This window comes from Rhizobium sp. BK212, from assembly GCF_014197475.1.
GTDB lineage: Bacteria > Pseudomonadota > Alphaproteobacteria > Rhizobiales > Rhizobiaceae > Rhizobium > Rhizobium anhuiense.
The window spans coordinates 690,696-714,935 of record NZ_JACIFS010000001.1 but is presented as its reverse complement, the minus strand read 5'-3'; the positions used below and the strand labels follow the sequence as shown (position 1 = coordinate 714,935).

The window sequence follows — 24,240 nt, the reverse complement described above, 5'->3', positions numbered from 1 at the left end:
ATCGGGAAGGGCTCTCTCATGCTGAAATCCTTCGAGCATGTCGGCATGACGGTCGGCGATATGGACCGCGCTATCGATTTTTACTGCGGCCTGCTTGGCCTCAGCCTCGTGCTGCGCAAGACGATGGCGAATGGCATGCAGGTGGCGTTCCTCGATGCAGGCGGCGGCATGCTGGAGATCTTCGCGCCGCCCGGCGGCGCTTCGCGGGCGGTCGACGTGCCTGAAGATACGGCCGGCGTCCGGCACCTCACCTTCCATTTCGACAATGTCGAGGAGACCTTCGCCCGCCTTGAACAGGCGGGCGTCGAGATCAAGGAGCGGCCGCGCTTCGCCGTCCACTCCGAGATGCTGAACAAGATCGCCTTCGTTCGCGACCCCGACGGCATCATCGTCGAGCTTGCCGAACGCTCCCAGAGCCGCCAGGGTTGACGCAGGTGCTGCCGATCGCTTCGCTGCGGGCGGCCAGACCGTCCCGCAGCAGATCGATCAGGCGCCGGATGAGCTTTGCCGCCATGAAAGGCTCCCCTCAGCTCGCCAATTTGGCGCGGATATAGTTGCGCCAGCCGCCAAGCGCGGTGATTTCCTCGGCACCCTTCACCGCATGCGCTTCGCAGACGAAACCGGAGACGCTGGAGCCATCTTCGAGCACCAGCTTGCCGATGCCGAGGGGTGCCGGAATCTTCTGTACGAACCTGCCGAAAGCATCGGCCGGCAGTGCCCAGACCTCGACCTCCAGCCCCTGACCCTTATGGCCGGGTTCGCGCAGCAGCCCCGGTTTCGGCGGCGTGGTGTTGGGCAGAACGAAGAGGCGATAATCGCCTGATGTGCGGCAGGTCTTGACCAGACGCCCGCCGGCCAGTTCGTGATTGAGCGGCATGCCGGTCAGATGCGCCCCGACGACCGCGATTTCGATGAAACCGTCATCGCCAGGCGCAACACGACTGGCTTCGGGGATCGCCGCCTGCCGGTCGATGCCCATGCCGAAACCTGCGGCACGGTGCAGCGCATCGGCAAGCGGCGCCAGCGCATCGTCGGTGAAGGCGGGGGCGATCACCGTCACCCCACCTGGCAGGCCACCCTTTCCGAAACCGGCCGGAACGGCGATCGCAGCGCAATCGAGCAGGTTGACGAAATTGGTATAGCGGCCGAGGCGGCCGTTGAGCACGACGGGATTGGCCTGCATGTCGGCAACCGTATAGGTGGTCGGTGCGGTCGGCAGCAGAAGCACATCGGCCTTTTCCCATTCGGCTTCGGTCTTGCGGCGCAATTCTTCCAGCCGGTATCGGCCGTTGAAGGCCTCGACCGCGGTCTTGCCTCTGGCGCCTTCGATAATCCCGCGCACCGTCGGATCGAAATCGGCCGCGTTCGTGGCGAGGAAGGCCTCGACCGCCGCCAGGCGTTCGGCGACCCACGGCCCGTCATAGAGAAGGGCAGCCGCCTCGCGGAACGGCGCGTAATCGAACGGCACGATGGTCGCGCCGAGCGCTCTGGCCCGCTCGATCGCCTGATCGTAGAGCGCCTCCACCTCCTTGTCGCCGAAGAATTCCCGCTCGGCGCCAGCAAGGACGCCGATGCGCAACCCCGATACCGGCAGGTTCGCCGGCTTGGCGTGGCGGGAAAAAGCATCGGCGGCATCGAAGCCTTCGGCGACCTTGCGGATCGCAACACCGTCGCCGACGGTCGCGGCAAAGATCGTGATGCAGTCGACGCTCTTGCAGGCCGGTATGGCGCCGGTATTCGGCAAGAGACCCGGGGTCGGCTTGATGCCGACCAGATTGTTGAAGGCAGCCGGCACACGGCCGGAGCCGGCCGTATCGGTGCCGAGCGCAAAGGCCGCGAGGCCGGAGGCCACGGTGACCGCCGATCCGGAACTCGAACCGCCTGAGATATAGGCCGCATCGAAGACCGAACGCGGCGCGCCATAGGGCGAGCGCGTGCCGTTGAGGCCGGTCGCGAACTGGTCGAGATTGGTCTTGCCGATGACGAGCGCGCCGGCGGCCTTCAACCGTGCAACGACGGTGGAGTCCGCCTCCGGCCGATACGCATAGGCCGGGCAGGCAGCAGTCGTCGGCAGGCCGGCGGCATCGATATTGTCTTTCACCGCGAAGGGCACGCCCCAGAGCGGCAGGCTGTTTGCCTCGGGCGCACGTGCCATCAAGGCTTTGGCGGCGGCGCGCAGCTCTTCGTCGGGCACCGGGGTGATGAAGATTGCCGGATCTTTCGAGGCGGCACGCCGCGCAATCACCTCTTCGATGGCGTCGAGCGGCGTCAGGCCGGATTGATAGGCGGCGCGAAGGCTTGAGAGATCGAGAATGGTCGGCAGCATGTCAGCATTCCTCCAGAACGACGATGATATCGCCCGCTTTGACGTTTCTTCCCGGCCCGGCGCGCAGGTCGCGGACGCGGCCTGCCGCATGGGCGGTGACGTTGATTTCCATTTTCATCGATTCGATGATGGCGAGTGTATCGCCGGCCGCAACCGGGGCGCCCGGCTCGACCAGCAATTTCCAGATATTGCCGGGCACGGCGCTGGCAACTCCGAAGCAGCCGTCGGGAATATCCCCATCTGGGCTTTCGCCTGTGCCTTCATCGGTGACGAAGCTGTCGAGACCGGCGTCCTTCCAGCGCTGGCGTTCGGCCTCGAAGGCGGCCTGCTGCGTTGCCTTGAAGCGGCCGATCGACGCCGCATTCGCCTGCAATTCCTTCTCATAGGCGGCATAGGAGAATTCCGTCTCCTCGATCCGGATCGGATAACCGCCATGCGGGAAGGCGGCGCGCGCCTCCGTCAGCTCCTGATTGCTCACGGGGAAGAAACGGATCTGGTCGAAGAAATTCAGCAACCAAGGTTTGCCCCTGGCAAAAGCCGGTGTCTCCCGCCACGTGTTCCAGACCTGGATGGTGCGGCCAAAGAGCTGGTAGCCGCCCGGTCCTTCCATGCCGTAGATGCACATATAGGCGCCGCCGATGCCGACGGAATTTTCCGGCGTCCAGGTGCGGGCGGGATTATATTTCGTCGTCACGAGGCGGTGGCGCGGATCCGTCGGGGTCGCAACCGGCGCGCCGAGATAGACGTCGCCGAGACCCAGCACCAAGTAGCTGGCATCAAAGACGATATCGCGAACGGCCTGTTCATCGGCAAGGCCATTGATGCGGCGGATGAACTCGATATTCGAGGGGCACCAGGGCGCATTCGGGCGCACGAGCTCCTGATATTTGCTCATGGCAAGCTTCGCATCCGGATCGTTCCAGGAAAGCGGCAGATGCACGATGCGGCTCGGCACCGTGACCTCCTGGGCCGCCGGAAGCGTCGCCTCGATCTCGGAGAGCAGCCCGAGCAGGCGCCGGCGCGTCAACTGCGTGCCGTCATAATGGATCTGCAGCGACCGGATACCGGGGGTGAGGTCGATGACGCCGGGGAGGCGGGCCTCCACGACCGCCTGCATCAATAGGTGCACCCGCAGCCGCAGCGCGATATCGAGCGTCATTGGCCCGTATTCGACGAGCAGATTGTCGTCGCCCTGACGGCGATAGACGACCGAAACCGGGCCATCCTCGCTGGCGCCGACGATCGGCGAACCCATCTCTTCCGCGACCCGCCGCACCGCTGGACCGGCGATCGGATCTTCCGGCCGCGCTGCGGCATGAAAACGGATACGGTCGCCGGGCTTGAACTGGCCCATCTTCCACTGCTCGTCGCGGGCAATCACCGCCGGGCAAACGAAGCCGCCAAGGCTTGGACCATCAGGGCCAAGAATGATCGGCATGTCGCCGGTGAAATCGATCGCCCCGATCGCATAGGCATTGTCGTGCAGGTTGGAGGGATGCAGACCCGCTTCGCCGCCATCACGGCGCGCCCAAAGCGGGGCCGGGCCGATGAGGCGCACACCGGTGCGGGCGCTGTTGAAATGCACTTCATAGGCCGTCGAGAACAGCGTCTCGATATCGCTGTTCTCGAAGAAATCGGGCGCACCATGCGGGCCATAGACGACGCCGACATCCCATTCGCGCGTCAAGGCGGCGGGCTCCGTCGCAGGGCTTACCGGTTCGACCGGTGCCTGGCGCGCAAAATGCAGCACATGCCCTGTCTTCAGCGTACCAGTGGCGTTGCCGCCGAACTGGCCGAGGCCGAAGGTCGCGCGGGAGCCGAGCACAACGGGAGCGGCAAAACCACCGGCGACGGCGAGATAGGCGCGTTGTCCCGGTCCTTCGATAGAGCCGATCGACAGAACCTCACCCGCCCGGATTGTCACCGGGGCGTCATGTGGCAATTTTACGCCGTCGCATGTCATTGGCATCCGCGCGCCGGCAAGGGCGATCGTCTGGTCGGCATAAAACCGCAGTGTCGGGCCGGACACCGTCAACTCCAGCGAAGCCGTCACATCGGCATTGCCGACGAGGCGGTTGGCATGGCGGAAGGAGCGCTCGTCCATCGGTCCGCTCGGCGGCACGCCGACATGCCAGAGGCCGAGCCGGCCCGGCAGTTCCTGAATGCTCGATTGCGCGCCGGGCGCGAGAACCTCGACGACATCGGGAACGAAAGCGAAGTCGCGCAGCGCCGTCGTCGCCACCTTGGCGCCGGCAAGCAGTTCGGAAGCGGCGATCGCCCTGAGATAGGCGAGATTGGTCTCGATGCCGGATATCGATGTTTCGGCGAGGGCTGCCTTCAGCTTCGCGATCGCCGCCGGCCGGTCTTCCGCCGCCACGATCAGCTTGGCGAGCATCGGGTCATAGAAGGGCGTGACCTCGGTTCCCGTCTCGATCCAACCGTCGACGCGGGCATTGTTGGGGAAAACGACTTCGGTCAGCAGGCCGGCGCTCGGGCGGAAATCGGCATGCGGCATCTCCGCATAGATCCGCATCTCGATCGCCGCACCCTTCGGCGTCAGGGCCCGAGCAGCCGAGAGCACATCCTCGCCCGCCGCCTGACGGATCATCCATTCGACGAGGTCGATGCCGAAGACGGCTTCGGTGACGGGATGCTCGACCTGCAGGCGGGTATTGACCTCGAGGAAATAGAATTCCTCGCGCTGGGGATCGTAGATGAATTCGACAGTGCCGGCCGATTCGTAGGACACCGAGCGTCCCAAGTCGACCGCCGCCTTGTGCAGTCGCGCCCTTGTCTCCGCGGAAAGGCCAGGCGCAGGCGTCTCCTCGACGACCTTCTGGTTCCGCCGCTGCAGCGAGCAGTCGCGTTCGCCGAGCGCAATCACTCCGCCCTTGCCGTCGCCGAAAATCTGCACCTCGACATGGCGCGCTTCGGCAACGAAACGCTCGATATAGACCCGCGCGTCGCCGAAGCTGGCGCGCGCGGTCCGCTGCACGCTTTCGAAAGAGGCCTTGAGGCCGGCCGCATCGGTGCAGAGCTGCATGCCGATACCGCCGCCGCCCGCCGTGCTTTTCAGCATGACGGGATAACCGACGGTCTCGGCAGACGAAAGCGCCTCTTCGACGCTCTGCAAGAGATCGGTGCCGGGCAGCAGCGGCACGCCGCTCGCTTTCGCCAATTCGCGCGCCGTGTGCTTCAGGCCGAAGGCCGACAAATGCTCCGGCCGCGGGCCGATGAAGGCGATACCTTCGGCGGCGAGCCTCTCGGCAAAGCCGATATTCTCCGACAGGAACCCATAGCCCGGATGCACGGCCTCAGCGCCCGTCGCCTTGCAGGCGGCGATGACGGCATCGACGTTCAGATAGCTTTCCCCGGCAGGCGCCGGGCCGAGGCGGACGGCCTCGTCGGCGGTCAGCGCCGGCTTTGAGAACCGGTCGGCATCGGAATAGACGGCGACCGAGGCGATGCCCATCTGCTTCAATGTGCGAATGACTCGAACGGCGATTTCGCCGCGATTGGCGATAAGGACCTTGGTGAACATCGGTCAGTCCTCGCCGTCCCAGATCAGCACCCGGATCGGCGTCGGATCGAAGCCGTTGCAGGGATTGTTGATTTGCGGGCAATTGGAGATGACGCAGAGCACGTCCATTTCCGCCACCAGCTCAACATAGTCACCCGGTGCCGAGATGCCGTCGACGATGGTCATCTCGCCATTCGGCTTGATCGGTACGTTCATGAAGAAATTGATGTTCGGCACGATGTCGCGCTTGCTCATGCCGTGTTTGGTCACCTCGAGCACGAAATTGTCGCGGCAGGCATGCAGGTATTTCGTGCCGTGGCCGAAGCGCACGGTGTTGCTCTCGCAGGAGCAGGCGCCGGCTGATGTGTCATGGCGGCCGCAGCTGTCGGCGGTCATGACCAACATGACGTTGCCTTCGTTCGAGATGATCTTCGTGCCGGTGCCGATATAGGCGCCACCCTGCGCCCGCATCGTATCCTGGTTGGAATAACGCTCGGCAAAATCGTCGGCGCGATAAAACAGCGTGTCGATCGCCTGCTGGCCGTAGCTGTCCTCGATGCGGATGGTCTGGCCCTTGCGGATGATACCGGACCATGGCGCCTCGGCCGGAATGAAATGATCCTGCACGGCGTTTTCGAGGCTGCGCGAAGCTGAAGTCTTGATGAAATCGGTCATTACAATCCTCCCTCAGGCCAGCATCGCGGCATTGTTCTCAAAGCCGCGAAGGGCTTCAGCGGTCGCCGTGCGCGAGAGATCGTCGGCTGCGGGCGAAGGCGCGCGATAGCGCGTGACGATCACCGGCTTCGGCGCGTAGACCGGGTCGGGATCGAGCGGATGCGGGCAATTCGAGAAGCCGACGATCATGTCCATTTCGGCGCGCAGCTCGGCATAATCGCCGCTGTTGGAGAGCTTGCCGCGCCAGTGGAAGCCGCCGGCGTCGTCGACGCGGACAGGCGCAAAGAGATTGAGAATCCCCGGGATGTCACGCCTGGCAAGACCAAGCTTGCCGGCGACGAGCACGAGATTGTCGCGGGTGTTGCGGGTCCTGACGTGAGGATATTTTGTGGCATTCGAAGCTGCCGTCGATCCGCCCATCAGGCAGTCATGGGCGCCCGAACTGTCCTCGATCAGCGAAAACATCACTCGGCCCATATCCGAGAAGATGACGCGGCCCTTGCCGAGGGCGGTTGTCCACTGCACCTTGACCGTATCGACGAGATTGAGCCGTTCGCTGGTGTCAGCGGCGTTCCAGGCAACCAGCGCCACGGTCGATCCGCCTTCGCCCTGGTCGATGCGGAGCGCTTCGCCGCGCTTGACCGCAGTCGACCAATACCAGCCGCCGGGGATGGTTTCCTGATGGATGATCGCAGCCGCATCGATTGCGGGGGCGGGCAGGGGGCTCGGCGCCGGCAGGGCCTTCGGCGCAAATTCCAGCCCCTTCTTCTGATGTTCTTCGTAACGCTGCCGGTTGGCGGCGATCTCTTCGGGCGAACGTCTGACATGCATCATGGTTATTCTCCTGACGGACTGGAAGCCGGGTCGTCCCGGCGAGGGCCCAGAGAAATGACCGGGCCGTCCCGGTCGGGGCTGAAGACGGAGGGCGCGCCGGCAAGCCTGGGCGGCCAGATCGAAATGTCCTTGGTGATCGTCGCGCCGTAGCGCTCCTTTTCCTCCGGGCGGTCACGCCGACGCTCGAAGGCGACGACGCGCGTCGCCAGCGTGAAGGCCTCGCGCATGTCGTGCGTTACCATGACGACGGTCATCTGCGTTTCGTGCCAGAGCCGCTTCATCAAGGTGTGGATCTCGGCGCGGATGCCGGGGTCGAGCGCGCCGAAGGGCTCATCGAGCAGCAACACCTTCGGTTTCATGATCAGCGCCTGCGCCAGCGCCAGGCGCTGCTGCATGCCGCCTGACAGTTGCGCCGGATATTTGTCCTCGGCGCCGGAAAGGCCGACTTCACCGATCAGCCGCCGGGCTTCGTCAATGGCGTTGCGACGGGCAGCGCCGAAAAGCTTGGCCTTATAGCGAGACCCCGAGAGTTCCCGCCCCAGCAGCACATTGCCGAGCACAGTCAGATGCGGGAAAACCGAATAGCGCTGGAAGACGACGCCCCGATCCGGACCTGGCTCCTGCGGCAGAGCTTCGCCGTCCAGCAGGATCGTGCCGCGCGTTGGCCGTTCCTGGCCGAGCAGCATGCGCAGGAACGTCGACTTGCCGCAGCCGGAGGGACCGACGAGGGCGACGAAGGCGCGCGAGGCGACAGTCAGCGACACATCTTCCAGGACGATCTGGTCGCCGTATTCCTTCCAGACCTTTTCGATCACCAACTCGCTCATGCCTGCTTCTCCAGTTCCGACCAGGGGAAGACGGCAATGCGGATGCGATCGAGAATGTAATTCATGACCACGGCGAGCAGCGTGATCCAGACGACATAGGGAAAGATGACGTCCATCGAGAGGTAGCGGCGCACGAGGAAGATGCGGTAACCGAGGCCGGAATCCGACGAGATCGCCTCGGCCGCAATCAGGAACAGCCAGGCGGGGCCGAGCTGAAGCCGGAGGCAGGTGATCAGCCGGGGCAGGATCTGCGGCAGCACGACACGGAGGCCGATCTGCCAGGAGGAGCCGCCGAGCGTTTCAGCTTTGACGATCTGCTCACGCGGCAGCTCCAGCGCCTTCAGCGCAAGGTCGCGGATCATCGTCGGCGCAACGCCGATGACAATGAGCGCGATCTTCGAGGCTTCGCCGAGCCCCATGGCAATGAACAGGATCGGCAGCAGCGCCAGCGGCGGCACCATCGAGATGACGGCGACGAAGGGGGAGAGCAGCGCCCGGAGATATGGCAGCATGCCGATCAGCATGCCGATGACGAGCGCGGTGATCGTGGAGATGCCGAGACCTGCAAGCAGGCGGATCAGGCTCGCCCCCGTATCGGACCAGAGCAGATATTCGCCGGTGCGCGGATCGGCGACGAAGGCCAGGCGATCGATCGCATCGGCAAACCCGGCAAGACCGGGCAACAGCTTGTCATTGGCGTTTTCCGCCAGCCGTGCCGCCGAGCCCATCGTGTAGGCAACGATCAGCAGCACGAAGGGCAGCAGCGTCAAGGCAAGCTGCGCGCCCCGGCTCGGCCTCGTGTTGATCCAGCGCATGAGGAAAGCTCCGCTGATGAAGATTGGGCGGCGCGGTCAAGACCGCACCGCTGCTTGGACATCGCTCAGAGCGAACCGTCGGCCGCCGCCTTCATGTAAGTGTCGGTGAAGCGCAACTTGACGTTGCCACTGTCGCCGAGGATCTTGCCATCCGGCATTTCGATGCCGATGACGTCGGCCGATGGCGCGCCATTGCCGAGCAAGCCTTTTTCGAACAGGAAGTTGCGGACAAGATCCATTGTCTTCGGCAGGCTGCCTGAGGCAGTGAAGGCAACGGCATCGGCCGGCTTGGCAAACAGCTTGGTGGCGGCAAGCTGGGATTCGAAACCCTTGAGATCGGTGCCCGATGCCTGGCCCATCGCTTCGCGCGCAGCCTTGCCGTCGGCACTGTCGGCAGTCAGCAGTGCAGCGGTTTCATACCAGATGCCGGCGAGTGCCTTGCCGAAATTTGGATTGTCCTTCAGCACGCCTGAATTGGCGACCATCAGGTCGATGATCTCGCCCGGCACCTGCGAGCTGTCGAACACCTTCTTGGCGGTGGGATCCTCGAGGATGGTCGAGACCAGCGGGTTCCAGGTGACAACTGCGGTCACGTCAGCCGTCTTATAGGCGGCGACCATGTCGGCATCGGAGGTGTTGACCACCTTGACGTCGCGCTCGGTCAGCTTGATGCTTTCGAGCGCGCGGGCCAGCAGATAGTGCGAAACGGAAAATTCGACGAGATTGACGTTCTGTCCCTTGATGTCGGCAAGGCTTGCCTTGTCCTTGAGGATAACGGCATCATTGCCGTTCGAGAAATCGCCGACGATGACCGCTGTCGTATCAACGCCGCCGGCGGCCGGGATCGACAGGCCGTCCATATTGGTCAACGTCACGGCGTCGAAGGCGCCTGCGGTATATTGGTTCATCGATTCGACATAGTCGTTGAACTGGGTGACCTCGATCTTGATGCCGTATTTGTCGGCCCATTTCTTGACGATGCCGTGATCAGCAGCATAACCCCAGGGCATCCAGCCGACATAGATCGACCAGGCGACCTTGAAATCGGCCTTCTGTTCGGCCTTGGCGATGGAGCCGAGCCCGAGCGCCAGGGACGCCGTCAGGGCGGTGATCGATAGGATCTTCGAAAAAGTCTGCATTGAAATTCCCCTTTTGCTTTTCTTCAAAAGGGATCGGCAATGACCATCGTGCCGCCAATCCCTTGGCTTACGAGGTCTCCCGGGCTTTTGTCCCGCCGTGCACCCGGCGGGATGTCTCCCCTGCCGGTGGTAGCTCTCGGACCAGCCACGCCTTGCGACGCCGGAACCCTAGCCACCAACTCTGCAACTATCGAAGCAAAGTGCGTGCCAAATTATAAACCGTTGATTTTATTGAGAGGTCGATGGCGCCAATTCCCCAGAAAATGCAATAGTGCATGCACTTGCACAGAAAATGTGCGTATTCTGCCGCCAGCTTAGGCGCTGGTTCTTTTTTGCCCAGCGGAAAACAAGGGCCCAGGCAGAACGCACAGAACGCCGAATTGCGGCTGCCCTGAGTTAGTTCCGGAAAGCGCCGGCCGGGACCGTCGTCACCAGCCGGATGTCACGGCGGAAGTCCGACGGCGACATGCCGGCGATGTGGCGGAAGGATTTGTTGAAGGCGCTGATCGAGCCGAAGCCGCTGTCCATCGCCACCTGCAGCACGTTGGCGCCCTCGCTCATCAGCATCGCCTGAGCGCGCGACAGCCGCAGCAGCGTCACGTATTTGCTGAGCGTCATGCCAGTCGATCGCTTGAACAGGTTCATCGCATATTTCGGATGCAGATCGGCGGCGCGGGCGATATCGACCGAATCGATGTCCTGCAGGAAATTGGCGGCGATGAAATCGCACATGCGCGCGACGCTGCGCGAGGAATGCGGATAGGGGTGATCGCCGTCGAGATTGATGGCCGCCTGCGACGTCATCGAATAGGGTTCGAGCGCGATCCGCTCGATGCGCAGCAGCAGCTCGTCGACGGCGTGCTGGGCCTTGGCGGGATCGCCTGAGTTGGCATAGCGGAACCAGCGGGTGAAGTTCTCGCTGTCGGCGGCATCCGTTGCCGAAGTCAGCAGCGTCTCGCCCTTCATCAGTCGGCTGGAAACGCTGATCGGCAAGCGCAGCCGGAAGAAATAGACGAGCGGCAGATGGGCGCCGGCATAGAGCGAATCATCCGAAGATTCGTCCATCTGATGCGGCTGACCACCCCAAAACAGGCACATTTCGCCGGCGTTCAGCCGGAATTCGTGGTCGCTCATCCGGTAGTGAACGGTTCCGCGCATCACGTAGTTGACCTCGACCTGCGCATGCCAGTGCGGCATCGCCATAACAGGCGGATGGGCATGAAACATCTGCAGCGCGGTCGGCAAACCCTCGATGCTGCTCGCGCCGGGCTGGTAGATTGCACGTGTGCCGACCTTACTTTCCGCCAAATTCATGTTCCCTTTTTAGGAGACACCCGCTCCCTTACAGATAGTCTAACCGCGTTCGTGAAAGATCGGCAATTGAAAAGGGAGGATTTTCAATGCGCTTCAAACTTCTCGCTGCGACCGCAGCTGTTGCATTGCTTGCTTCCGGCTCCGCATTCGCGCAGTCGGCCAATCTCACCATCTGGAGCTGGAATGTCGCCGCATCGGCATTGAAGTCCACGCTTCCAGGCTTCAACAAGCAGTTTCCCGATATCAAAATCACCGTTGAGGACCTCGGCAACAGCCAGGTCTTCGACAAGACGCTCGCTGCCTGCGCCGCCGGCGGCGACGGCTTGCCTGACATCGTCAGCATCGAGAATTTCGAGGCTGAAATCTTCTGGAGCCGATTCCCGGATTGTTTTGCCAATCTGAGAGAGCTCGGCTATACGCCCGAGATCCAGGCAAAATTCCCTGACTTCAAGCGCACTGAGCTCGAGGTCGGCGATGTCGCTTACGCCATGCCGTGGGATTCCGGCCCTGTCGCCGTCTTCTACCGCCGCGACCTCTACGAAAAGGCCGGCGTCGATCCGAGCACCATCAGCACCTGGGACGATTTCATTGCCGCCGGCAAGAAGATTTCCGCCGCCAATCCCGGCGTGGTCATGGCGCAGGCAGACTTCAATGGCGACAGCGAATGGTTCCGCATGATCGCCAATGAACAGGGCTGCGGCTATTACTCGACCGACGGCCAGAACATCACCATCAACCAGCCGGCCTGCGTCGCTTCGCTGCAAAAAGTGAAGGAAATGAAGGACGCCGGCACGCTGACGGCGGCCAACTGGGACGAAAAGATCCAGGCCAATACCGCCGGCAAGGCCGCAAGCCAGTTGTATGGCGGTTGGTATGAGGGCACCGTGCGCTCGACCTCTCCCGATCTCAAGGGCAAGTGGGGCGTCTACAGAATGCCGAGCCTGACGGCTGATGGCCCGCATGCGGCCAATCTCGGCGGTTCGTCGCTCGCCATTTCGGCGACGTCCGCGAATAAGGAAGCCGCCTGGAAATTCGTCAACTACGCTCTCGGCACGGATGAGGGTCAGATCACCATGCTGAAGGAGTTCGGTCTGGTTCCGTCGCTGCTTTCGGCCGAGAAGGATCCCTTCGTCAATGAGCCGCAACCCTATTGGGGCGGCCAGAAGGTCTGGGCTGATATCCTGGCGACACTGCCGAAGATCGTGCCGAGCCGCGGTACCGCCTTCCAAAGTGATGCCGAAGCCATCTTCAAGGCGACGCAGGCGAAGTTCTTTGCCGGCGGCTATCCCGATGCGAAGGCCGCTCTCGACGATGCCGCCAAGCAGATCGCTTCAGCGACCGGCCTTCCGATCGCGCAATGAATGACGATGCCGGGCGCTTCAGGCGCCCGGCTTTCCCCCGGCTTGCAAAGCGGCCGGTCATTCGTTCGTGAGGAGGAGGCTTGATGCCGTTCAGAACCCGGAGCGCCTATGCGTTCCTTGCCCCCTATCTGCTGGTCTTTGCCACCTTCTGGGTCTGGCCAATCATCAATTCGTTCCTGATTTCCTTTCAGAACACCCGCATCAACCCGTGGAAATACAGTTTCCAGGCCAATTGGGGCCGGCTCTTCTACGACCCGGCCTTCTACAATGCTCTTTACAACACGCTGATCATCCTGCTGATTCAGGTGCCGGTGATGATCGCGCTTGCGACGGTCATGGCCGTAATGCTCAATTCGCCGCTGCTGAAAGCGCGGCCGCTTTTCCGCTTCGCCTTCTTTGCGCCTGTCGTCGTCGGCGAGGTCGCCTATGCTGCCGTCTTCCGGCTGATGTTCAGCCTCGATTTCGGGATCATCAACAAGCTGATTTCCTGCGTCGGTCTCAGCCCGGTCTCCTGGTTCGACAACGCGAATGCCGCCATGGCGCTGATCATCCTCGCCGTCACATGGCGCTGGGCGGGCTACAACGCCATCATCATTCTCGCCGGGCTGCAGTCGATTCCCGACGATGTCTACGAGGCGGCGACTCTCGACCGGGTGAGCAAGATCCAGCAATTCTTTCATATCACCCTGCCACTTCTGAAGCCGATCATCCTCTTCTGCGTGGTTCTTTCGGTGATCGGCACCATGCAGCTCTTCACCGAGCCCTTCCTGATCACCAATCGCGGCGGTCCCGGCGGCGGCACCGAGACCCTCGGCCTGCTGCTCTACCGCCAGGGCTTCACTTCGCTGAACTTCGGCTATGCCTCGGCGATCGCCTATACGATGGCTGCCCTTGCCGTGGCGATCTCGCTTCTCAATCTCTGGGTCGGGAGGGATCCGAAATGAAGTCCAAATCGCAATCCCTTCTGCTGCGCCAGATCGCGTTGCATGCCGCACTGGCGCCGCTTGCGGTAATCTGGCTGTTTCCGCTCTGGATGATGTTCGTCTTCTCGACCATGCCCGACAACGGCATCTTCAGCCCTGATATCGTGCTCTGGCCATCGACCAATTTCGTCGAGAATTTCAAGAACCTGCAGGCCGATACCGATTTCATCGGCGCCATGGTGATCTCCGTCGGCGTCGCGCTCATCTATACCGTCCTGTCGGTACTGCTGACCTCGATGGCGGGCTGGGCGCTGGCGCGTTACCGTTTCGTCGGCCGCTCCATCGTCATCGCCATCATCCTCGGCACGATCACGCTGCCGTTTTCGGTGGTCGTCATCCCGCAATTCATCATGGTGGCACGCGAATTCAAGCTGGCAAACACCTGGGTGGCGCTGATCGTGCCACCGTTGTTCAATTCACTCGGCGTGCTGTTCATGCGGCAATCCTTCTCGATGATGCCGGGCGAACTCTTTGATGCGGCCCGGGTCGAAGGCGTCAAGGAATGGCAGATCTTCCTGCGCATCGCGCTGCCGCTGGCGCGTCCGACCATGGCCGCACTGGCGATCATCCTGTTCCTGGCCTCGTGGAACAACTACCTCTGGCCGCTTCTGATCAATTCCAAACCGGGAATGATGACGGCGCCGGTGGCATTGGGAACGCTGATCGGCCTCACCAAGGTCTCTTGGGGCGGCATCATGGCCGGCGCGGTGCTGCTGACGGCGCCGATCCTCGTCGTCTTCGTGGCTCTCCAGCGCCATTTCATCGCCGGCATCGCGGCCGGCGCAATCAAATAATCGAACAATAGGGAGGCCGCATGGCAGAGCTTTCACTCAGCAACATCGTCAAGCGCTTCGGCGGCTTTGAGATCATCCACGGCGCCAATCTGGAGGTGAAGGACGGCGAATTCGTCGTCTTCGTCGGCCCCTCCGGCTGCGGCAAGTCCACGCTGCTCAGGATGATCGCCGGCCTCGAGGACATCACCTCGGGCGAGCTTCAGATCGGCGGCAGGGTCGTCAATGATGTCGAGCCGGCCGATCGCGGCATCGCCATGGTGTTCCAGTCCTATGCGCTCTATCCGCACCTGACCGTCGAGGAAAATCTGAGCTTCGGGCTGCGCATGAACGGCAATCCGAAAGCCGACACTGAACGGCGCGTGCGCCATGTCGCCGAGATCCTGCAGATCACCGAGTTGATGAAGCGGCGGCCGAAGCAGCTTTCCGGCGGTCAGCGCCAGCGCGTCGCCATCGGCCGCGCCATCGTCCGCGAACCCCAGGTCTTCCTGTTCGACGAACCCTTGTCGAACCTCGATGCGGAACTGCGCGTGCAGATGCGCGTCGAAATCTCCCGGCTGCACAAGCAGCTCGGCACGACGATGATTTATGTCACCCACGACCAGACTGAGGCGATGACGCTCGCCGACAGGATCGTCGTGTTGCGCGCCGGCAATATCGAGCAGATCGGCGCGCCGCTCGACCTTTACGACGACCCCGCCAACCAGTTCGTCGCCGGTTTCGTCGGCTCGCCAAAGATGAATTTTCTGAAGGCCGTGGTGATCGAGACGCAGCCGGGCAGGGCGGTGATCGCGCTGGAAAGTGATACCAATACACGGCTGTCGCTGCCCGTCGCCGATCCGATCGAAGCCGGCGCGAAGGTGACGCTCGGCATTCGTCCCGAACATTTCGTCGATGCGGGCATGGGCGATGCCGACCTCACCGTCACCATCGACGTCGCCGAACACCTCGGCAATACCAGCTACATCTACGCCACCATCGGCCCCGAGCAACTGATCATCGAGCGGCCGGAATCCCGCGTCGCCGGCAATCGCGAGACGCTGACGGTCGGCCTTCCCGCCAACCGCACATTCCTTTTCGACGGCGCCGGCAGGCGGCTTCGCTAACCTATCCCAAGACCGAAAGACGAAAGAGGATTTTCCATGAGTTCAGATCAACCGATCCGCTGGGGCATCATCGGCCCCGGCACCATCGCCCGCACCTTTGCCGACGGCGTCGCCCATTCTCGCACGGGAAAGCTGGTGGCGATCGCCACCCGCAATCCTGCAAAACCCGGCCTTGCCGAAAATTTCCCCGGCGCCCGCATCGTCAATGGCTACGAGGCGCTGCTTTCCGACCCTGAGGTTGATGCCGTCTATATCTCCGTGCCCCATACCGGCCATGCCGAATGGGCGATCAAGGCCGCCCGCGCCGGCAAGCACATCCTGGTGGAAAAGCCGATCGCGCTGTCGGCCTATGATGCCGAAGCCGTTTACTACGAGGCGAAAAAGGCCGGCGTCTTTGCCGGCGAGGCCTTCATGTACCGCGTGCATCCGCAGACGGAGAAGCTGGTCGAGCTCGTCAAAAGCGGCGTCATCGGCACCGTCCGCATCATCCGTTCGAGCTTCGGCTTCAACATGGGCAGCTATAGGCCGGAACACCGGCTTTTCGCCAATGATACCGCCGGCGGCGGCATTCTCGATGTTGGCGGTTATCCGGTTTCGATGGCCCGGCTGATTGCCGGCGCGGCGCAGGGCAAGGCCTTCCTCGAACCCGAGAAGGTCTCGGGCGTCGCCCATCTCGGAGAGAGCGGCGTCGATGAATGGGCCTCTGCCGTGCTGAAGTTCCCGAACGAGATCATCGCCGAAGTCTCCTGCTCGATCATGGCGAATCAGGACAATGTGCTGCGCATCATCGGCTCGGAAGGCCGGATCGAGGTCCAGGACTTCTGGTTCGCCTCCGGCCACAAGGGCGGCGTCGGCAAGATCGAGATCTTCAAGGGCGGCAGCCGGGAAACCGTCGAGCTCAGGGAAGACCGCTGGCTTTACTCCTTCGAGGCCGATGCGGCGGGTGACGCCATCCGCGCCGGTAAGACGGAATTCAGCTCTCCCGGCATGAGCTGGGCGGATTCGATCGGAAACCTGCGCGTGCTCGACCAATGGCGTGCCTCGGTCGGTCTGGAATACGGCGTTGAGAAAGCCAGCAAGCGCACGACAAACATATCAGGCGGCACGGTCGCGCGTGGCAACAGCATTCCGCAGCGTCAGATCCCCGGCATTTCCAAGCCGGCCTCGGTCGTCACGCTCGGCTTCGAGTTCTTCCCGAACTTCGCCTCTGCCTCGCTGACGCTCGACGCCTTCTACGAAGCCGGCGGCAATGCCTTCGACACGGCCTATGTCTATGGCGGCGGCAAGACGGAAGCGATCTTCGGCGACTGGCACACGAGCCGAAAGGTGCCGCGCGAAGAGATCGTGCTGATCGGCAAGGGTGCGCATTCGCCGCTCTGCTATCCCGATATGATCGCAAAGCAGCTCGACCAGTCGCTTTCCCGGCTGAAGACCGATTATGTCGACATCTATTTCATGCATCGCGACAACACCGACGTGCCCGTCAGCGAGTTCGTCGATGCCATGGATGCCGAGGTCAAGCGTGGCCGCATTCGCGGCATCTTCGGTGGCTCGAACTGGACAAGGGCGCGTTTCGACGAGGCGATCGCTTATGCCGAAAAGACCGGCAAGGCGGCGCCGGCAGCACTCTCCAACAACTTCTCGCTCGCCGAAATGCTCGATCCGATCTGGGCCGGTTGCGTCGCCGCTTCCGACGACGACTGGAAGAAGTGGCTGAACGAGAAGCAGATCCCGAACTTTGCCTGGTCGAGCCAGGGCCGCGGCTTCTTCACCGACCGTGCCGGCCGCGACAAGCGAGACGATGAGGAGATCGTGCGGGTCTGGTATTCCGAGCGCAACTTCGGACGCCGCGACCGCGCCATCGAGCTGGCCAACAAGCTCGGCCGCAATCCGATCCATATCGCGCTCGCCTATGTGATCGCCCAGCCTTTCCCGGTCATTCCGCTGATCGGGCCGCGCACCGTCGCCGAGCTGGAAGACAGTCTCTCGGCGCTCGACATCAAGCTGACGCCCGATCAGGTGAAGTGGCTGGAAGGCTGACCAATAGGAAAGGGCGCGGTTCACGTCGCGCCCTTTCCATTCTACTTGCGTGACTCGGAAGCCCTCTTCCGGGCGGCATCGTCCATCAGCTCATACCACATGGCGTTGAGGACGGCGAAGGCGGCGGCCAGCGGCAGGCCGAGCATCCATGCAAAATACCACATCGTTTCGTCTCCTTCAGAGCAATTCCAGGCAAAGCGTGAAGCGCTTTTGCCGGGAATTGCGTAAAAACAAAAGGTTAGAGCGGTTCTACTGAGCCGCTCTAGTAAGCGTGGCTATTTTTGTCGGTGATGGACTTCTCATCGACCTTGCCCCACAGAACCTTGTAGACCCAGACCGTGTAGGCGAAGATGATCGGCAGGAAGATCACCGTCACCACCAGCATGATGAACAGCGTCATGTGGCTGGAGGATGCATCCCAGACCGTCAGGCTCGATCGCGGATCGAGTGAGGAGGGCAGGATGAACGGGAACATCGACAGGCCGACCGTGGAGATGATGCCAAGGATCGCCACCTTGCTGAACAGCAGCGTCATCACCTCGCGTTTTGCCCGCATGGCAATGAAGGCCAGTGCCGCGCCGACGAAGCCGAGCACGGGCGCGATGATCATCCACGCATGGGCAGCGTAGTTGGTCAGCCACGCGCCTTTCTCCAGCGCCACGGTCTTCAGCAGCGGGTTGGAGGGACCGATCGGGCTGATATCGCTGGTGATGCGATAGCCGCCGACACCGATCCACAGGACGAGGCCGCCGAGTGCGAAAAGCACGATGACGGCAAGAGCGGCGATGCTGCCATAGCGTCTGGCACGTTCGGCCACCGGGCCGCTTGCCTTCAACACCAGCCATGCCGCTCCATGCATCGTCAACATGGCTAGGGAAAGCAGGCCGCAGAGCAGCGCATAGGGGTTGAGCAGGGCGAAGAACGAACCTTCGTAGAAGATCCGCATATCGTCGGCAAAGCGGAAGGGCACGCCCTGCAGCACATTGCCGACGGCAACGCCGAAGATCAGCGACGGCACGAAACCGCCGATGAAGAGCGCCCAGTCCCAGCCGCTCCGCCAAGTGGCGCTTTCCCGCTTCGACCGGTATTTAAAACCGACCGGGCGCAGGATGAGCGCGAAGAGGATCGCAAACATCGCCAGGTAAAAGCCCGAGAAGGAAACCGCATAGAGCGGCGGCCAGGCTGCGAAAATGGCGCCGCCGCCGAGGATCAGCCAGACCTGGTTGCCCTCCCAGGTGGCGCCGATGGTGTTGATCGCCACGCGCCGTTCCGTGTCGGTCCTGGCGACGAAAGGCAGAAGCGTGCCGACGCCGAGGTCGAAGCCGCCCGTCGTTGCAAAGGCGATCAGCAATACGCCGAGCAGCAGCCACCAGATGAGACGCAGGCTTTCATAATCGATGAGTTCGTGAAGGATCATGACAGTCACTCCGCGGCCGGGACGAGGGTTTCGGAAATCAGAACGGCTTCCGGCTCGTCGTCCGGCTCCGGTCCTTGGCGAATCGCCTTGATCATCAGGCTCATCTCGATGACGATCAGCACCGTATAAAGTGCGCCAAAACCGATGATGGTCAGAAGCACCGTGCTGGCGCCGAGACTGGAGACGGCGGCAGCCGTCGGCAGAACGCCTTCGATCACCCAGGGCTGGCGGCCGAACTCGGCGACGACCCAGCCGAGTTCGATGGCGACCCAGGGCAGGGGGATCGCCAGCACGGCAATCTTCAGAAGCAGCGGATATTTGTCGAGATGGCGGCGCGCCGACAGCCAGAAGAAGGTGGCGGTCAGCAGGATGAAGAAGATCCCGAGGCCGACCATGATGCGGAACGACCAGAACAGCGTCGGCACGTGCGGGATCGTATCACGCGCGGCCTGGACGATCTGCTCGTCGGTCGCCTGGCGAGGATCGTCGACGTAGCGCTTCAGAAGAAGGGCATAACCGAGATCATGGCCGAGATCCTCGAAGGAGCTGCGCACTTCCTGCGCAACCTGATCCTGTGCCGGTGCCGAACGGATCTGCATCAGCGCGTCGTAAGCCTTGATGCCGTCGCGGATGCGGGTTTCGGCTTGCTGTTCGAGCTTGTCGATGCCGGGGATCTCGGTCGTCAGCGACCGTGTGCCGATCAGGCCCATGACCCAGGGAATATGCACGGCAAAATGCGTCTCGCGCGCCTCCTGATCGGGGAACCCGAAGGCGGTGAAGGCTGCCGGAGCGGGCTCCGTCTTCCACATACCCTCGATCGCGGCGAGCTTCATCTTCTGGTTTTCGGTGGCGAGATACCCGCTCTCATCGCCGAGCACGACGACGGAAAGTGCCGAGGCGAGGCCGAAGGAGGCGGCCACCGTCATCGAGCGCTTGGCAAGCTCGATATGCCGGCCCTTCAACACATACCAGGCCGAGACGCCGAGCACGAAGATCGAGGCGCAGACGTAACCCGCCGACACCGTGTGGACGAATTTCGCCTGGGCCACCGGATTGAAGACCACGTCGAAAAAGCTGGTGATCTCCATACGCATCGTCTGCGGGTTGAGCGCCGATCCCACCGGGTTCTGCATCCAGCCATTGGCGATGAGGATCCAGAGTGCCGAAAAATTCGAGCCGAGCGCCACCGCCCAGGTGGCAACGAGATGCCCGACCTTCGACAGCTTGTCCCAGCCGAAGAAGAACAGCCCGACGAAGGTCGCCTCGAGGAAGAAGGCCATGAGGCCTTCGATCGCCAGCGGCGCCCCGAAGATGTCGCCGACATAATAGCTGTAATAGCTCCAGTTCATGCCGAACTGGAATTCCATGACGATGCCGGTAGCGACGCCGATTACGAAGTTGATGCCGAACAGCGTGCCCCAGAATTTCGTCATCTGCCGCCAGATCTGGCGACCGGTCATGACATAGACGGTTTCCATGATCGCCAGGAGCACGGACAGGCCGAGCGTCAAGGGCACAAACAGGAAGTGGTAAAGCGCCGTCAGCGCGAATTGGAAGCGCGATAGCGCGACGATATCTAGTTCCATTATCTTTCTCCCACGGTCCCACGGGATACAAAGCGTTCCTCCGCGCCGGCCGGCGCGTGAGGGCATGTTTGCTCAATCCGGCCGAAGCCGGTTAAGCGCCTTTTCGAACGCCGCCTCTCCGCGGCGCGAAATCTCTGAGATGCGGCCGCCTTCGATGACGGCGATGCGGTCGGCGATATCAGCCTCGCGACGGATATGCGTGGCGATCACCAGCGACCGGCCTGCCGCCATGCTCGACAGCCGGCCGATCACGTCACGGGCGGTGGCGCCGTCGAGACCCTCTGTCGGTTCATCGAGCAGCCAGAGCGGCGTGTCGCGCAGGAAGAGCCGGGCAAGCGCCAGCCGGCGCGACTGGCCGCCGGAAAGACCGATCCCGCCTTCGCCGAGCGGCGTATCGATCCCCCGCGGCATGGCCTCGATATCGGCAAGCAGGCCGGCGGCGGCGAGCACCTCAAGAAGACGGCCCTCGCTGGCATCCGGGTTCGCAAGACAGAGGTTGCCGCGCAGGCTGTCCTCGAAGAGTTCCGTCCGTTGCGTCAGCAGGGTCGCCGTTGTCACGGCAACACTTCCCGTCCGGGCCGGCAACTCGCCGGAAAGGAGAGCAAGCAGGCTCGACTTGCCGGCGCCGCTGCTGCCGATGACGGCGAGACGTTCGCCCTGTTGAAGCGTGAGTTCGATACCCTCAAGCGCCGGCGCGGCGGAGTTTTCATGGAAGGCTGACACATCAGCCAGTGAGAAAGCATATCCCGGCAAAGGCGCTGCCAATGGTTCGGGTTCTGTCGCGGCGGCAAACCGCGGCGCGATCCGCGCTGCCGCGAGCAGCGTTCTGCCGAGTTCCAGGGCGCCGCGGCGTAGTGCTGCAAAGGGTTCGACCGCGGCAAAGGCGACGAGCAGGCCGAGCGCGGCGACGGGAGCGGTAATCACCTTGGCTTCCGCAAGCGCTGCGACGGCAAGCAGCGATGCCGTCAACAGCAGCGTCGAAACGAGGCCGAAGCCGAATGTCAGGCCGGTTTCGACACGGTTCAGCCGGTCGTCGGCGTGGGCGGCATAGCTGTCGGCTGCCATGATCGCATGTCTCTGCGCGGCAAGCCGACCAGCCATCAGGAGATCGGTCTGGCCGGCGACGAGATCGATCGTCCGCGACCGCAAACCCTCGATACCATGGGCGCGCCTGCGGGCATGTTTGCGCGCCGCCAGGCCGGCGATCAGAGGCAGGCCGAGCCCGGCGCCGGCGAGAAAAAGGCCGAAACACAGACCGAACACGGGATGCATCAGCCCCAGTGCGAGGCTTGCTGCCAGCGCTGCGCCGATCGCCACCGCAGCCGGCACGAGAATGCGCAAATAGAGGGAATCGAGTGCATCGATATCGGCCGTCAGCCGGAAGAGCAGCCTTGCGGGACGATAGAGCAGGGTGCGAGCCGCACTCGGTTCGGCAAAGCCGCGAAACAGCCTTTCGCGCAGGGCGGCGAGCACGCCGAGCGTTGCATCATGCGTCGCAAGCCTCTCGCCGTAGCGCGCGGCCGTCCGGACGATGGCGAGCAGGCGGATGCCGGCCGACGGCGCAAAGACGTCGAAGGTGATGGCGGCGACGGAAAGACCGGCGAGCGAGGTGGCGGTGATGAACCAGCCGGACAGGCCGAGCAGGGCGATGCCGGCCGTCACCGTCGCCGCCGAAAGTGCTGCGCCCAGCAGCAGCGCACGCCGGCGTTCGGCAAAGAAGAGTCGCAGGATCGGCTTGAGGTTTGTAGCAAATGTGCTCATTCGGCGGCCTCCCTCATGACGAGGTCAGTGTCGATGCGCATGATGCGATGCATGCGGGCGGCAAGCAGCGGATCGTGGGTCGCAACGATCAAGATACGGTCCCTGGCGAGCGAAAGCAGGCTCTCGGTCACCTCGGCGGCGGTGGCGGCGTCGAGATGCGCAGTCGGCTCGTCGGCAAGGATGATCCTAAGATGCGGATTGCAGGCGGCCCGCGCGATCGCCAGCCGCAGCGCCTCGCCGCCGGAAAGTCCGATTCCGCCCTCGCCGAGCGGCCGGCTGCCATAGGCCTCGGCAACCTTTCGCAGTCTCGCGGCATCGAGCGCATCCGTCAGATCGCCGCGCAGCATGCCGGGCCTGCCGAGCGCGATATTGCTAGCGATGGTACCGGCAAAAATATGCGGTCTCTGGCCGATCCACGCCATGCTGCCGCGCAGGACGGCGGCGGTATCGTCCGCAAGCTCGATGCCACCGATGACGATCCGGCCATCGGTGCAGGGCGCCAGTCCTGAAATCAACGAAAGAAGCGTCGATTTACCGGAACCGCTGGCGCCGAGAAGCGCCAGATGTTCGCCGGCTACGATATCGAGGTTGAAATCGTCGAGCACCAACGGTTCGTCGGCGGCGTAGCGAAAGGCGAGATTTTCAAGGTGGATATCAGGCGTTTTGGCGACGGCAGGTACCGCCGGCGCGACTTCGACTGCTCCTTGGATGGACAGGCCGTCGGCAGCGATGGCGTCCATGGCTTTCAGCGCCGCTTCGCCCGCCGCCCGATCGTGCCAGACGGCCGAAAGTTCACGCAACGGTTCGAAGAAGGCCGGCGCCAGCAGCAGGATGAACAATCCCTCCGTCAGGTCGAGCCGGCCTGACCAAGTGCCGAAGCGGATTTCGCCGAGCAGGCTGAAGCCGACGTAGACGGCTATCATCGCCACGCCGAGGGCTGCGAAAAGCTCAAGCACGGCCGAGGACAGAAAGGCGATCTTCAGAACCGCCATGGTGCGCACTCGCAGCGATTCCGCTTCCGAACGCAGCCGCAGGGCGGTTGCATCCACCGCGTCGAGCGCGCGGATCGTCGCCAGTCCACGCAGCCGATCGAGCAGGAAGCCGTTGAGGCCGCCGGTCGCAACCAGCTGTCTTTCGCTGGCCGCCTGGGCACGCCAGCCGATCAACGCCATGAAGATCGGGATCAGCGGCGCGGCGAACAGCAAAACCAGCGCGGCGATCCAGGAGACCGGAAGGATGAAGGCAAGGATGATGAGCGGCACGAGGCTCGCCTTCATGCGCGCCGGCTGAAAACGGGCGAGGTAAGGCACGATGAGTTCGGCCTGTTCGCCAAGCACACTTGCGGCTTTGCCGGAGGCCGGCCGGCTGCGATCGATCGGCGACGACATGGAAAGTGCCGCGGCGGCGATCTTCCGCCTGCGGCTGAGCTCGCCGCGCGCGGCATGAAAGGCCAGGCGGCCGCCGGCCGCGTCGAGACAGCTTCTTGCAAACCCGAGGACAAGGATGCCGAGGGCTAGCCATAGAGCGTCATGCCATCCGCCGCCATCGGCGATGCGGCCGACCGAGACGGCCAGCAACCCGGCCTGCGGGATCCAGATGGCGGCGCCCAGCGCCTGCAGCATTGCCGCTCTGCGCAGCCCGCCTTTCGCACCATTGGGACCTGTGACAGGCGAGACAGGATCGCCCTCCGGCATCGGCTCGGCCTCTTGTCTGTCCTTCGCGTCGAAGAAAGCAGTGCCCATGGC

At 63.1% G+C, this 24,240-nt stretch carries 19 protein-coding genes and 1 riboswitch; of the genes, 6 read left to right on the top strand and 13 right to left on the bottom strand.

Features of this window, described 5'->3' with window-relative positions; genetic code table 11:
* Window positions 1–18: 18 nt before the first annotated feature.
* Window positions 19–429: a VOC family protein gene (locus tag FHT79_RS03430; RefSeq protein ID WP_047613059.1), complete on the top strand. Its 411-nt coding sequence runs from the start codon at window positions 19–21 to the stop codon at window positions 427–429.
* A gap of 97 nt (window positions 430–526) precedes the next feature.
* Here the strand turns inward: FHT79_RS03430 and atzF are convergent, their stop codons facing one another.
* The 8 genes from atzF to FHT79_RS03390 all read right to left on the bottom strand — a co-directional run bounded on the left by atzF (window position 527) and on the right by FHT79_RS03390 (window position 11,450).
* Complete coding sequence (gene atzF, locus FHT79_RS03425; RefSeq protein ID WP_097594814.1) at window positions 527–2,326, bottom strand: allophanate hydrolase; 1,800 nt, start codon at window positions 2,324–2,326, stop codon at window positions 527–529.
* Window position 2,327: 1 nt separating this feature from the next.
* Window positions 2,328–5,867, bottom strand: coding sequence for an urea carboxylase (uca, locus tag FHT79_RS03420; RefSeq protein WP_097594813.1), 3,540 nt, complete (start codon window positions 5,865–5,867; stop codon window positions 2,328–2,330).
* A 3-nt stretch (window positions 5,868–5,870) separates the two neighbouring features.
* Complete coding sequence (locus FHT79_RS03415; RefSeq protein ID WP_063476078.1) at window positions 5,871–6,521, bottom strand: urea amidolyase associated protein UAAP2; 651 nt, start codon at window positions 6,519–6,521, stop codon at window positions 5,871–5,873.
* Window positions 6,522–6,533: 12 nt separating this feature from the next.
* A complete protein-coding gene (locus tag FHT79_RS03410) occupies window positions 6,534–7,355 on the bottom strand; it encodes an urea amidolyase associated protein UAAP1 (protein ID WP_097594812.1) in 822 nt (273 codons plus the stop codon).
* Window positions 7,356–7,357: 2 nt separating this feature from the next.
* A complete protein-coding gene (locus FHT79_RS03405) occupies window positions 7,358–8,182 on the bottom strand; it encodes an ABC transporter ATP-binding protein (RefSeq protein ID WP_097594811.1) in 825 nt (274 codons plus the stop codon).
* The gene (locus FHT79_RS03400; RefSeq protein ID WP_097544042.1) at window positions 8,179–8,997 is read right to left on the bottom strand and encodes an ABC transporter permease; all 819 of its coding nucleotides are present in this window, start codon (window positions 8,995–8,997) and stop codon (window positions 8,179–8,181) included. Before FHT79_RS03400 ends, FHT79_RS03405 begins: the two co-directional genes overlap by 4 nt.
* Before the next feature lie 65 nt (window positions 8,998–9,062).
* Entirely contained in the window at window positions 9,063–10,136 is a 1,074-nt protein-coding gene (locus FHT79_RS03395; protein WP_028757493.1) for a putative urea ABC transporter substrate-binding protein, read from the bottom strand.
* Between the two features lie 74 nt (window positions 10,137–10,210).
* Window positions 10,211–10,319, bottom strand: a riboswitch (guanidine-I (ykkC/yxkD leader).
* A 213-nt stretch (window positions 10,320–10,532) separates the two neighbouring features.
* Window positions 10,533–11,450, bottom strand: coding sequence for a helix-turn-helix domain-containing protein (locus FHT79_RS03390; RefSeq protein WP_028757494.1), 918 nt, complete (start codon window positions 11,448–11,450; stop codon window positions 10,533–10,535).
* A gap of 86 nt (window positions 11,451–11,536) precedes the next feature.
* Between FHT79_RS03390 and FHT79_RS03385 the strand changes: the two genes are divergently transcribed.
* From FHT79_RS03385 to FHT79_RS03365, 5 genes are all read left to right on the top strand, one after another.
* Complete coding sequence (locus tag FHT79_RS03385; protein ID WP_028757495.1) at window positions 11,537–12,811, top strand: extracellular solute-binding protein; 1,275 nt, start codon at window positions 11,537–11,539, stop codon at window positions 12,809–12,811.
* 83 nt (window positions 12,812–12,894) lie between these two features.
* Complete coding sequence (locus tag FHT79_RS03380; protein WP_183902964.1) at window positions 12,895–13,755, top strand: sugar ABC transporter permease; 861 nt, start codon at window positions 12,895–12,897, stop codon at window positions 13,753–13,755.
* Complete coding sequence (locus FHT79_RS03375; protein ID WP_028757497.1) at window positions 13,752–14,588, top strand: carbohydrate ABC transporter permease; 837 nt, start codon at window positions 13,752–13,754, stop codon at window positions 14,586–14,588. Before FHT79_RS03380 ends, FHT79_RS03375 begins: the two co-directional genes overlap by 4 nt.
* A gap of 20 nt (window positions 14,589–14,608) precedes the next feature.
* The gene (ugpC, locus tag FHT79_RS03370; protein WP_047613076.1) at window positions 14,609–15,691 is read left to right on the top strand and encodes a sn-glycerol-3-phosphate ABC transporter ATP-binding protein UgpC; all 1,083 of its coding nucleotides are present in this window, start codon (window positions 14,609–14,611) and stop codon (window positions 15,689–15,691) included.
* Between the two features lie 36 nt (window positions 15,692–15,727).
* Window positions 15,728–17,731 (top strand): aldo/keto reductase, encoded by a 2,004-nt coding sequence (locus FHT79_RS03365; protein WP_132573525.1) that lies wholly within the window; start codon window positions 15,728–15,730, stop codon window positions 17,729–17,731.
* A gap of 41 nt (window positions 17,732–17,772) precedes the next feature.
* Here FHT79_RS03365 and cydX read toward each other — a convergent pair whose 3' ends face one another.
* From cydX to cydD, 5 genes are all read right to left on the bottom strand, one after another.
* Window positions 17,773–17,895, bottom strand: coding sequence for a cytochrome bd-I oxidase subunit CydX (cydX, locus tag FHT79_RS03360; RefSeq protein ID WP_047613080.1), 123 nt, complete (start codon window positions 17,893–17,895; stop codon window positions 17,773–17,775).
* Window positions 17,896–17,993: 98 nt separating this feature from the next.
* Complete coding sequence (gene cydB, locus FHT79_RS03355; RefSeq protein WP_132573523.1) at window positions 17,994–19,148, bottom strand: cytochrome d ubiquinol oxidase subunit II; 1,155 nt, start codon at window positions 19,146–19,148, stop codon at window positions 17,994–17,996.
* Window positions 19,149–19,153: 5 nt separating this feature from the next.
* Window positions 19,154–20,734 (bottom strand): cytochrome ubiquinol oxidase subunit I, encoded by a 1,581-nt coding sequence (locus FHT79_RS03350; RefSeq protein ID WP_047613082.1) that lies wholly within the window; start codon window positions 20,732–20,734, stop codon window positions 19,154–19,156.
* Between the two features lie 72 nt (window positions 20,735–20,806).
* Window positions 20,807–22,495, bottom strand: a complete 1,689-nt coding sequence (locus FHT79_RS03345) for an amino acid ABC transporter ATP-binding/permease protein (RefSeq protein ID WP_132573521.1) — start codon at window positions 22,493–22,495, stop codon at window positions 20,807–20,809.
* Complete coding sequence (cydD, locus tag FHT79_RS03340; protein WP_097544036.1) at window positions 22,492–24,237, bottom strand: thiol reductant ABC exporter subunit CydD; 1,746 nt, start codon at window positions 24,235–24,237, stop codon at window positions 22,492–22,494. Before cydD ends, FHT79_RS03345 begins: the two co-directional genes overlap by 4 nt.
* Window positions 24,238–24,240: the final 3 nt, after the last annotated feature.